This window comes from Azospirillum sp. UFLA03-27, assembly GCF_059803775.1.
In genome coordinates, this window is record NZ_JAUQTX010000064.1 from 17,929 (window position 1) to 28,150 (window position 10,222).

A 10,222-nucleotide genomic window follows, 5' to 3' on the forward strand; every position below is an offset into this window, starting at 1 on the left:
GTCGGGGGCATTCTCTAGCACGAGGCGCCATTGCGATGGACAGCGAAATCGCCGTGGCCGGAAACGCCATGACGCCGCCGCCTTGTGACCTTCTTTGGTGGTATGGATCGGAAAGGGGGCCTGGAACGTTGCTTTCGGCATGACTGCCGAAAACGACCCCGACACCGATTCCCTGCGCCTGACCGCGGAGGAACTCGCCTTCCTTCTCAGCGATCCGCAGAGCCGCGCGGACCGGGAGGAACGCAACGCCCGCGCCAACCGGAACCGCACCGAACGGCGGCGCAGCGATCCCGCCTATGCGGAGCGGCTGCGCAACGAGGACCGCTTGCGCCAGCGGCGGCACCGCGCCAAGGCGGCCATCGGCCGGCCCGAGCGTGAAGCGGAGCCGCCCGTTGCCCTGCCCGCCCTGTCGGCGACGGACGCCCTGCGCCGCCTGGAGGCCCATCTGGAGAAGGCCGTCACCGCGCAGGCGGCCCAACTGCGCCGCCGTCCGGAAGCCTTGCGGCGCTACGCCGCAGCGTTCGAACTGTACCGCGCCCTGTCGGACCGCGGGGAGCGCCCGACGCGCGGCGCTCTCGCCGCCGCCTTCGCCACGAGGTTGGGCCTCACCCTCACCCCGTCGCAGATCCAGAAGTTGCGCGATCAGGTGGAAGGGTTTGCCCGTCCGGGCGGCCCCTGGCATGCCGGCTGACCGGCGGGGCGGAAAGGCCGATACAGCGCGTCACGCAGACGGGCCGATGCGGCCTCTGTTCAGCTCGCAAACGGTCATTAACTTGTTATTAACTATGAATTAAGGGGCCGTTAAGCCTTTCCGAGGGCTCCGCCGGGCATCGGAAACCACATCGCCGCGCTGCGTGACAGACTGTATCGGGCTTTGCCGCCGCCCTACAGGTCGGTCGGCGCGTTCGGCACCGGGGGTTCGGGGTTCGGCGGCGCGGACTTCGGTGGTGCGGGTTCGGCCGGTGCCGGATTGGGTGGTGCCGGACGGGAGCGGTCGAGCCGTCGGATGACGATGTCGCCTTCCGGCGTGACTTCGGGGGGAGCGAACATCGGCACCTGCCGCACCCACCCCTCCAGCGCCTTCATCAGCAGCTCCACCCCCTGGCGGGCCTGTTCGCCCGGCGTGGAGGGCGGGGCCGGCAAGGACCAGGGGCACCATGATTTTCACGGAGTTGAGGCGGCGCGCGGTCATGGGTTCGTCACTCCCGGTTGGTGTGATGGCCTTCCCTGACAAACGTCCGCGCCGCCTTTTCCATCGCACGCTTTTTTCAGCGCGCCCCGGTCAGAACTCCTTCCAATCGTCCTCGTCGGCGGAGGCGCGCTGCAGGGTCGCCGCGGCCGCCTTGCCCGCTGTCGCCGAACGGGCCGGAGCCGCCGCCTTGCGGGCCACCGGCTTGGCGGGGGCCGGCTTGGTCGGGGCGATGCTGCGCCGCAGAGCCGGAGCCCCGCCGCCTTGATGACCGGCGGGAGCCGCCATGAAGGCCGCGGCGTCCAGCTTGAAGAAGCTGACCAGCGACCGCAGGTCCGTCGCCTGGTTGGCGAGCGACTGTGCGGCGGCGGTGGTTTCCTCGACGAGGGCTGCGTTCTTCTGGGTCATCTCGTCCATCTGCGAGACGGTGGCGTTGATCTCGTCGAGCGCCGCCGCCTGCTCGGAGGAGGCCGAGGCCATCTCGGCGATCAGCCCGGCGACCTGCTGGACGCCCGACACGATACCCTCCAGCGCGTCGCCGGCCTTCTTGACCAGCTCCACCCCGTCCTTCACCTGGCTGTCGCTGTCGAGGATCAGGCCCTTGATCTCCTTGGACGCCTGGGCGGAGCGCTGGGCGAGGTTGCGCACCTCCTGCGCCACCACCGCGAAGCCACGGCCCGCGTCGCCGGCCCGCGCCGCCTCCACCGCCGCGTTCAGGGCCAGCAGGTTGGTCTGGAAGGCGATCTCGTCGATCACCCCGATGATGTCGGTGATCTTACGGCTCGACGCCTCGATGCGCTTCATCGCGTCGATGGCCGAGTCCGCCACCGTCCCACCCGACTCCGCGGCGGTGCGGGCGTCGGCGGCCATGCCGTTGGCGCGCTGGGCGTTGTCGGCGTTGGAACGCACCGTGGCGCCCAGTTCCTCCATGCTCGCCGCCGTCTCCTCCAGCGAGGAGGCCTGCTGCTCCGTCCGCTCCGCGAGGTCGCTCGACCCCAGCGAGACCTCGGACGCGGCGCCGGAGATCGCGTCGGTGGCGCGCAGGATCTGGCCGACGATCTCCGACAGCTTGGCGGAGGTGGTGTTGACGTCGGTCTTCAGCGTCTGGAAGGCGCCCTGGTAATCGCGCTCCACCCGCTTGTTGAGGTCGCCCTGGGCGAGCGCACTGAGCACCGCGCCGAGGTCGGCGATGACCGCCTCCACCGTGTCGGTCAGGCGGTTGATGCCCTCCGACATCGTCCGATAGAAGCCGTCCTTGCCGGTCAGATCGAGTCGGCGCGACAGGTCGCCCTTCGACACGCCGTCGATCAGCGCGGCGATCTCCTCGCCGATCGCCGTCTCGCGGGCGCGCTGCGCCTCGTCGGCGCGGCGCTCGGCCTCCAGACGCTCGCGCTCGGCCTCGTCCATCGCCTTCTTCTGGATGGCGTTGTCCTTGAACACCTGCACCGCTTGGGCCATCCGCCCGATCTCGTCACGGTTGGCCAGCGCCGGAATGGTCACCGTCAGGTCGCCGTCGGCGAGGTTGGTCATCGTCTCGGTCATCGACACGACCGGCTTCACGATGGACCGCGCCACCGCCCAGGCCAGCAGCAGGCCGAACAGGAAGGCGCCGGCCGCGATCGTCATGTTGGCCGACAGGGTGCGGTCCATGCTGCCGGTGGTTTCGGCCAGCACAGCGTCGCGGTCCTTGCCCTCGATCGCGACGGTGCGGTCGGAGAGGTCGGCGAACTCGACGCCGCGCGCGCCCATCACGTCGACCAGCCGGGTGTTTTCCAGCATGACGGCGGCGGTCTCGCGGAACAGCGAGACGTAGCGGTCGGCCAGCTGGTCGGCGGCCAGCGCCGTGGCCCGGCGCGCCGGGTTGTTCAACCGCTCCGTCGCCCGGCGGATGGCCTCGCCGAAGGCATCGTCGCGGGCCGACACTTCGGTGATGATCGACTCGTTCGGGCTGGTGAAGAAGCGCGACGCGGCCAGCCGCGCCATCAACAGCTGCTCCTGCGCGAGGGCGGCGTTGGCCGCCGCCTCGTGCTCGCCGTCGGCGATCAGGGTGGAGACGAGCTGCGACACGGTCTCGCGCGCCTTCTCGCCCGCCGGGACGAGCTGCTCGGCGTAGAGGCGGTCGCGGCGCAGACGAAGCTCCGCCAGCGTGTTGAAGTCGGTCACGTAGTTGGCGAAGACCTGGTTCATCCGCTCCAGCAGTGCGCGGCGCTCACCGGTCGTGCCGTCCAGGGCACCCCTTAGGTCCTTCACCAGGGTCGCCTGGACGGCGCGCACCTGGTCCGCCACCTTCGGGTCGCCGAACGTGTTGAAGGTCAAGGCGAGGCGGCGCATCTGGGCGACCTGCGCGTCGATGGAGCTGACCTGGATCGAGTGGTTGCTCACCGTCGCATAGGACTCGAAGCCGTCCCGCGCCACCCCGAGGCCTCTCACGCCGATCGCGACGACCACCGCCAGCAGCAGCAGAACCACGAGGAAACCGAAGTAAATGCGGGTTCCAACCTTGAAGCGCCCCGCCAGACTGCTTGTCTGCATCGACCTGATCCTTTGATTGCGATCCGGCGGCGCAGGGGAGCGTCGCCGCCAACCATCGCCGCCCACCGGCACCCCCGCCCCGATGCTGCCGGACCGGCGCTGCCTGTGGCGCGAACTCTATCCCATGCGACCTATCCGAATTTGATTATCAAAGTGTTTCCACACCAAGCTGCGGGCTCCAAATCACCACAATTCGACATAATCAGCACGCATACCGCGCCGTTTCTCTTCGTTTGTTTCCCAACCATCACGCCGGACCGGCACCGCAACCGGCACGCGCGATGCTGGCCCTCCCCCGCAATCGGTGTTTTCAGCATCCCGCTGCAACAAGGGCTCCAGAGAGTCCATATGCCATTATGCCTGTCCAAGTCATGGCATCGGCGCAGTAATCTCGGAGATTCCGCTTGCCTGCTGAAAAGTTCTGTGCAAACAATCCAAGCGACATTCTCAAATCCTACATATTTATTCGCAAGCATTGGAGTTCCGGGTCCATGAGCGAACCTGCGGCACGCAAAAGAGGGCGACGCGGGTCGCCCGAATCCTGGTCGGTCGACGCTCATGTCGGGCAGCGCGTACGCATGCGCCGCACCTTGCTGGGTATGAGTCAGGAGAAGCTGGGCGAAGCCATCGGCCTGACGTTTCAGCAGGTTCAGAAATATGAGCGGGGCTCCAACCGCATTTCCGCCGGAACGCTTTATCGCCTGGGACAGGTACTCGACGTTCCCGTCAGTTTTTTCTTCGATTGTTACGACGACCCGCAGGCACCGGTCGGAAAAACGCCCGCAGCGGACAACGCCCGGATCAGCGACAGTTCGATCAGCCGCCGCGAGGCGCGCATGCTTCGCTTGTGGCGGGCGGCACCGGAAGGCGTGGGCGACGAGCTTCTCTCGCTGCTGAGTTCCCTGTCCCCCCATCTGCATGACGCACGCGAGGACGAGCATGACGGGCCAACGGAAGCCGCGTCCTCGACCGCCATACCGGCAAGGACTTTCCCGCGCGAGGCGATCATGCTGACGGCCCCGGCGGCGCCGAAGGCCGTTCCGCCGGTGCCGGCCGGCAAGATGGTCCTGAAGGCCATCGTCAAGCCCCGCGCCAAGGCCGAGACGACGACCGGTGGCAAGCGGCGGCGTCACGGCGCCGTCTGGGACCCGGCGGACATCTACCGCGCTGGAAAGGCGCCCACCGGCAAACCCAGCAAGGCGTCCACCTGACGGCGGAACGACAATGGGGCGGCGCCATCGGACACCACCCCGCTGCCGGAAAACTCCAGGACGTCAGAATCAGAAACGCAGGATCGCCGCAGTCGAGGCACCGGACGGCAGTTCCGCCTTGGTCACCACATGCACCTCTCCGCCGCGCAGCAGCGTTTCCGTGGCGGCCTCCTCGACGAGGTCGATAGCGCCGTCCGTCTCGTGATGCAACGGGAAGGCCCGGTGATAGTCCTCCCGGAAATGGCCCCAGACCTTGTCGTTCTCAGCCACCAGAAGAACCCCGACCCGCCCTTCGCGCGCCGCCACCATCACTTCCTCGGCCCGCGTCGTCGTACGCTCCGCCGTGTTGCGGTCGCCGTAGAGGGCGTTGAACCGTTCCACCGCCGTCCGCCGCGTCGATTCGAACATCGGCCGGACCACCGCATAGGCGCGTCGATGCAGGTCGTCGATCTCCAGGGCATCGGGGTTCGTCACGACCCTCTCTTCCAGCCTCCCCTGAAGATGCGCATCCCTGCGCAGATGCCCCTGGATTTCCTCGTCGGCCACCAGCACCAGCGGACCACGGAACGGTTTCAGGTGATCGCGCGCGCGGCCGGCCACCCGCCCGAGATACTCGATGAGATGGGCCTTGCGCAGTTCTTCCGGGTCTTCGCCGAAGTTGTGCGTCTTGACCATCGACACGCCGCCGCGGTCCGTGCGGTCGGCATGGCGGGCCGGCGGGGCTGAGTGAAGGTTGTTCTCGTAATTGGTTTCGGCATGGATTTCCGCGAAGCCCTGCGGCAGGTCGGCATCCTCCTCCGCGATGCCGTGGCGCGTGGCGCAAAACAGGCGGGCCCGCCCGGCAGTGACGGCCAGGATCATGAAGGCCCCGTCGTCCGCCAGCAGCGGCAGCAGGGGCCGCAGCGTGAAGCGGGAGTTGACGACCACCTCCTCCGGCAGTTCAACGGGCACGCGGTGGATGGCCGACACGCCCTTGGCCAGGAAGATGGCCAGACCACGGTCCATGTGGCGCCAGAACTCGTTCTGCTCCAGCAGGTCGGACGCCGGTTTCAGGAAGGCTTCGGCGTCGGGCCGGCGCAGGCCGTGCTTCTCGCACAGCTGGTCCTGGGCCTTGGCAAGCAGGTTGCGCAGCCGGATCACGTCTTGGCGGATGTCGCGCCCGGCGATGTGGGTGGGCAGGAAGATGGACACCGCCGGGGCGGCATCGACGGTCAGGAGTCGTTCCAGGTCGTGTTTGCAGAACATCGCCTTCGTCGCCCTCCGTGTTGCTCGTTCGGGGAATTCCGATTGGAGCAACCGGCGCGTCGGCCCATGGTTCCGGGGTGCCTACCGACTGGGCAGGCGCCCGGAACAGGGCGTACGGCAACTCAGCCTATGACGCCCGCAGCGATGCGTCATCCACATGGGCCTGCCGGTCACCAGGTGCGGACCGGCCCGGTGTCGATGTGCACGAAGCCGCTGCGCGGGTAGTAGCCGACGCCGCCGGCCTCCATGCCGCGGGCCGCGGTGGCGATGGCCTTCAACTCGACATCCGGCAGCATCACGTCGATGGCCATGCCGCGGGTGTGGTAGCTTTCCTTCGCCACCCCGCGCGAGCGGCGGCGGGCCATGGCGTTGGTGCGGCGCGACCGGTAGCCGCAGATGACCCGGAAGGGCTCGTCGCTGTCCAGCGTGTGGTGCAGGCGGGCCAGGACGTCGAACAGGCGCGGATCGTAGCGACCCACCTGCTTGGCCCGATGATCGCGCAGCAACACGTCCAGCTTCTTCAGCGCGTCCGGTCGATAGGCGCCGTCGGCCCAATAGATTCCGCTGAACTGCTCGTTGGTGTTGATGTTGTGCAGGGCCAGTCGGCGGACGCCGCCGGCCAAGGGTGCCGCAAGGGCCGGCCCGGCGGGCACCAGGACCGGAACGGCCAAGGCGGTCAGGGTCGCGGCGGCGAAGGTCAAAAACCCACGGCGGCCAGTCTCGCGCCCATTCATCGGCGCGGCACGGTCGTCACTCCCCAAAAGCATCACTCCCTATGCATTTTGGTGATCGGGCCGCACCGTTCCAGCGCCGGACGGCCCCCTAGGGATTGTTCGAATAGGACCAAAATATTGTGGTCATAGCGAACGACTATTCCCTATAGGCTAGGGCTTGACCGGGATCAACCCGAAAATGGCCCGAATCGGTCACAAATCGGCCTCCGGCGCCCCCACGCGCAATGGTTGCCCCCTGGCCGGAGGCCGTACGCCGATTTCCCGACCCCTGGAACGCGCGTCCCCGCCTCGCCGGACGGGGCTTCACGTACTACATTCGATAGAAAGCACGGGGGATCGGACCACCTGTCAGCCGAGGACGGATCATGCACACATCCCAGAGGCCTACCGACCAACGACGCCGCCCGGCGCCGGTCCTGGCCGCGCTGACGCTGGCGCTGTCCGTGATCGCCAGCACGGCCGCCACGCCGACCACCGCCGAGGCGGCCCCCTACCGCGACACGCTGACCGGCTGGGCCGACCGGCTGGACGCCGCCGCCATGGTGCTGGAGGCGGAACCTGAGCGTCCCATCACCCGAATCGGGTCCGGACCGCTTCTCAAGAGGGGCAGCAGCGGCGAGCGCGTGGAGCGGCTGACGCAGCGTTTGGCTGAACTGGGTTTCCTCGACCGGCTGCGCCAGGGCGATCTGTACGACGAGGATGTGGACACCGCGGTGCGCGCCTTCCAGTTCAGCCAGCGCATGAAGGTCGACGGGCTGGTCGGCGGCGGCACGCGGGTGGCGCTGGATCGCAGCCCGCAAGAGGCCGCCGCCCAGATGCGGCGCAGCGCCCTGTCCATGCGCGCCTTCCGCGACACCGCGCCGGAGACCGTGATCCTGGTGAACCTGCCCAGCCAGACCACCACGCTGGTCCGTGACGGGGAGGAGGCGCTGACCATGCGCTCGATCGTCGGACGCCCGTCGCGCGAGACGCCGCTGCTCCAGGACCAGATCACCCACGTCATCGTCAACCCAACCTGGACCGTGCCGCCGACCGTCCTGAAGGAGGACAAGCTGCCCCTGCTGCGGGCCAAGGGCACGCCGGGCATCGCCAACGCGGTGGTCTATCTGGACGGCGCCCCGGTCGAGCCGGGCGTCGTGGACTGGCGCAACGTCTCGCCGCGCCGCGTGCGGATCGTCCAGCAGCCGGGCGATCACAACGCGCTGGGCCGGTACCGGTTCAACATGACCAACCCCTACAACATCTATCTGCACGGCACCAACGAGCCGCGGCTGTTCGACCGCGAGATCCGCACCGTCAGCTCCGGTTGCGTCCGCCTGGAGGACGCGCGCGGCATGGCCGAGGCGCTTCTGGCGACCGAGCATGTCTCGACCGCGCGGCTCGACCGCATGCTGGACCGGCAGGAGCCGCAGTGGATCAAGCTGACCCAGCCGGTGCCGGTGCGCTTCGTCTACTGGACCGCGACGGTGGATGACCGCGAAGCCGTCCGCCTGCACCCGGACATCTACGACCTGAACGAGGATCCCGCCCCCACAGCCGCGCCGGACCCGACCGGTCCGACCTCGGCCGATCCGATGCCCCCGGCCCAGAGAGCCTGAATTCAAGGAAGTCCGTTCCGAGAAAAGCCATTCCAAGAAAAAAGCCCCCGCCGATTGGCGGGGGCTTTCTCGTCAGGTGGCCCGCAATTCGGTGTCGGACCCGGACGCCCGCCAGACCTTGGAGGCGGTCGGGCCGGTGTCGCCCGCGGTTTCCACATATTTCACCGGGTCGCCGGTCTTAAGCTGGTCCATGTCGACGTTCAGGCAGCTGTTCCGGTGGAAATAGAGCTGCGTCCCGGTGTTGGTCGTGATGAAGCCGTGATCCTCGGTCGGGTTGAGCTGCGAGACCCGGCCCGGCTGTTCCGGATCATGGACCTTCACGTCGCGGCGCATCTTGTCCTTGTATTCCTTCAACTGCCGCTCCGCGGCTTCGAAGGCGTCGCGGATCGAGGTGCGGGCGTCGGGGTTGGCGTAGCGCTCCTTCGCCTTGTTCGGCTTGCGGCTGACCACGATGTCCTGGCCCGGCACCATCAGCTCGATGTGGACGTCGAAGACGTTGCCGGTCTTGTGCTGGCGATGCTGGGCTTCCACGGCGACCCGCATGCCGACCAGCCGGTCGAACAGCTTTTCCGTCTTCTCCGCCCGTTCGCGGATGTAGGCCTCCAGCTCCGGCTGGGAGTCCATGTTGTGGAAGGCGATTTCCAGGTTCGTGTCCATGGGGGTCCTCTCTAAGCACGACGTGAGGAAAGCGGTGGGAGCCGCCGTCAGGAGTCGCGGGCCTGGCCGGGAATGCGGAATTCCTCGCCCTGGTCGGCGATGCCGGGCATCTCACCCTGGCTTTCCATGCTCAGCACGGGTTCGACCGGCTCGGTCCGCTCCGCGGTGTCGTCGGGACCGCGCGCCGGATTCGGGCGCAGGGTGTCCCGGTAATTGTCCTCGATGGCGATTTCCTCGCTCGCCAGTTTCCAATGGTCTTCGGCGCGATCCTCCGGACGGCCTTCACGCTCCCAGATCTGGTGAGCGCGCGCTCTGATCCGGCTTTCCAAATCATCCGCCATCCGGGCTGCCTCCTTTCCGTTCTTGTTCCGCGCCGCCCGCACCCTGCTGCGGGATAGGGCTTTGGGCCGGGCGCGCTCCCCGTCAACCGCGCCGGAACACCGAAGGTTCCTCCCGAAGGGATGATCGGAGCGGGCGAACCGATGGAGGCCGCGCCGTTTGAATTAATCCCGAAGGGGTGGTATTCGACGACGGCGACGATCCGGAGGAGAAACGTGTGAATCGGCCTGAACACGGACGCTCCCTCACGTCCTCCCTCCTCACGTGCATGCGCCGTTTCCGCTCCTCCCTGTTCGTGTTGCCGTTGGCCGCGGGAGTGCTGATGGCGCTCCCGGCTGGCGCCGCCCGCGCCGCCGATGGACCGTCGCTGCTGCAACTGGGCCTCTTCCAAAGGGAAGGGGATGCCTGGTGGGCGTGGGACAGCCTGCGCCGCCGCTCCCCCGATCTGGCGGACGGCCTCAACCCGGCGGTCGTTCCGCTCGACGCGCGGCGCCAGGGCGAGGGCGTCGCCCTGCGGGCCACCGCCCCGGTGGGGCTGGACGTGACGGCGCTGTGCCGCCGCATGCTCGGCGCCGGGTTCGGCTGCCTCGTCCTTGACGCGCCCCCCTCCGCGCCGCCGCCCGCGCCTTCCCTGCCCGCGCCGCCTCAGGCATCGCCCCAAGCACCGGAGACCAGACCTGTCTCTTATACACATCTCCGAGCCCACGAGACTATAAC

9 protein-coding genes and 1 pseudogene are annotated in these 10,222 nt (G+C 68.0%); 4 read left to right on the forward strand and 6 right to left on the reverse strand.

The features are described from left to right. Positions 1 to 139: 139 nt before the first annotated feature. Entirely contained in the window at positions 140 to 691 is a 552-nt protein-coding gene (locus Q4I23_RS12295) for a hypothetical protein (protein WP_498526419.1), read from the forward strand. Positions 692 to 885: 194 nt separating this feature from the next. Here the strand turns inward: Q4I23_RS12295 and Q4I23_RS12300 are convergent, their stop codons facing one another. Together Q4I23_RS12300 and Q4I23_RS12305 are read right to left on the reverse strand one after the other, a co-directional pair. Further along, positions 886 to 1,143 carry a hypothetical protein gene (locus tag Q4I23_RS12300; RefSeq protein WP_498526420.1) on the reverse strand — a complete coding sequence of 86 codons (258 nt, stop codon included), beginning with the start codon at positions 1,141 to 1,143 and terminating at the stop codon, positions 886 to 888. Positions 1,144 to 1,282: 139 nt separating this feature from the next. Next, a complete protein-coding gene (locus tag Q4I23_RS12305) occupies positions 1,283 to 3,721 on the reverse strand; it encodes a methyl-accepting chemotaxis protein (protein ID WP_498526421.1) in 2,439 nt (812 codons plus the stop codon). A 491-nt stretch (positions 3,722 to 4,212) separates the two neighbouring features. Here Q4I23_RS12305 and Q4I23_RS12310 point away from each other — a divergent pair, with 491 nt between their 5' ends. Beyond that, positions 4,213 to 4,932: a helix-turn-helix domain-containing protein gene (locus tag Q4I23_RS12310; RefSeq protein ID WP_498526422.1), complete on the forward strand. Its 720-nt coding sequence runs from the start codon at positions 4,213 to 4,215 to the stop codon at positions 4,930 to 4,932. 69 nt (positions 4,933 to 5,001) lie between these two features. Here the strand turns inward: Q4I23_RS12310 and Q4I23_RS12315 are convergent, their stop codons facing one another. Both Q4I23_RS12315 and mepK read right to left on the reverse strand, forming a co-directional pair. Continuing rightward, the gene (locus tag Q4I23_RS12315; protein WP_498526423.1) at positions 5,002 to 6,177 is read right to left on the reverse strand and encodes a baeRF3 domain-containing protein; all 1,176 of its coding nucleotides are present in this window, start codon (positions 6,175 to 6,177) and stop codon (positions 5,002 to 5,004) included. Between the two features lie 170 nt (positions 6,178 to 6,347). Beyond that, positions 6,348 to 6,944 carry a peptidoglycan L,D-endopeptidase MepK gene (gene mepK, locus Q4I23_RS12320; RefSeq protein ID WP_498526424.1) on the reverse strand — a complete coding sequence of 199 codons (597 nt, stop codon included), beginning with the start codon at positions 6,942 to 6,944 and terminating at the stop codon, positions 6,348 to 6,350. A 332-nt stretch (positions 6,945 to 7,276) separates the two neighbouring features. On the opposite strand from mepK, the gene Q4I23_RS12325 reads away from it, so the two are divergent. Further along, positions 7,277 to 8,509 (forward strand): L,D-transpeptidase family protein, encoded by a 1,233-nt coding sequence (locus Q4I23_RS12325; protein ID WP_498526425.1) that lies wholly within the window; start codon positions 7,277 to 7,279, stop codon positions 8,507 to 8,509. 72 nt (positions 8,510 to 8,581) lie between these two features. Here the strand turns inward: Q4I23_RS12325 and Q4I23_RS12330 are convergent, their stop codons facing one another. Then, positions 8,582 to 9,166: an HPF/RaiA family ribosome-associated protein gene (locus Q4I23_RS12330; protein ID WP_237903094.1), complete on the reverse strand. Its 585-nt coding sequence runs from the start codon at positions 9,164 to 9,166 to the stop codon at positions 8,582 to 8,584. Positions 9,167 to 9,213: 47 nt separating this feature from the next. Further along, positions 9,214 to 9,507 (reverse strand): DUF2934 domain-containing protein, encoded by a 294-nt coding sequence (locus Q4I23_RS12335; RefSeq protein WP_038526604.1) that lies wholly within the window; start codon positions 9,505 to 9,507, stop codon positions 9,214 to 9,216. A 320-nt stretch (positions 9,508 to 9,827) separates the two neighbouring features. Here Q4I23_RS12335 and Q4I23_RS12340 point away from each other — a divergent pair. Continuing rightward, positions 9,828 to 10,222 (forward strand): annotated as a pseudogene (locus Q4I23_RS12340) (hypothetical protein); the annotation flags it as partial.